1 protein-coding gene is annotated in these 828 nt (G+C 62.0%); it reads right to left on the minus strand.

Annotated elements, in window-relative coordinates; genetic code table 11:
• Positions 1-828: UxaA family hydrolase (locus tag B2R17_RS22920; protein ID WP_286765839.1), on the minus strand; the 828-nt coding region annotated here is incomplete at both ends.

Consider the following 828-nt stretch of genomic DNA (forward strand, 5'->3'; position numbering starts at 1 on the left):
GGGAACCGGTTTGCCGCCGAAGCAGCTTCCGCGGCCGGTGGTGAACAGCACCAAGTTGCAACCGCCGGCGACCTTGCCCGTGACGCTGGACGGATCAAAGCCCGGCGAGTCCATCACGTACAAACCTTGCTTGGGCACTGTGTCCGCGTAGTCCAGGACACCGTCGAGGATCCCCGTTCCGGACTTGCTGACTGCCCCGAGTGATTTTTCGGTGATCGTGGTCAGCCCACCGGCTTTGTTGCCGATCGATGGGTTGTTGTCGATCTCGCCGCCGTACATCGCGACGTGCTGCTTCCACCAATCGACTTTGTCCATCAAACGCTGGGCCACCGATTCGTCACGCGAACGGGCGACGAGCAAGTGTTCAGCGCCGATCAGTTCCGTGGTCTCGCTGAGCACCGCCGCGCCCCCGTGAGCGACCATGCGATCGGCGAGTGCACCGACCAACGGATTCGCAGTCCATCCCGAATGGCCATCGCTGCCGCCGCATTCCAGAGCGAGTCGAAGGTGGCGAGCCGGGACCGTGGTTCGCGAATTTTGGTTGGCGATTTCAAGCATTGTTTCCAGATGCTTTTCCGCGCGATCGATCGTCGCACGCGTGCCGCCTTCGGCTTGCATGGTCAGCATCGTCGTCGAGACCGATTCCGATTCGGGCGAGGTGACCGGCAGCGACCGGGGATCGGAAATCGCGACCAATTGGTGATGTTCGCTCAGGTACTCGGGCGTCGTTTGTTCGCAGCCCAGTCCGATCGTCAGGCAGGATCCGACATTCGCGTGCCCGGCGTAGCCCTTGAGGACTCGGCCGAGCATTTGTTGTTTTTGACCGGC

This window comes from Rhodopirellula sp. UBA1907, assembly GCF_002337565.1.
In the GTDB taxonomy this organism is placed as follows: Bacteria; Planctomycetota; Planctomycetia; order Pirellulales; family Pirellulaceae; genus Rhodopirellula; species Rhodopirellula europaea.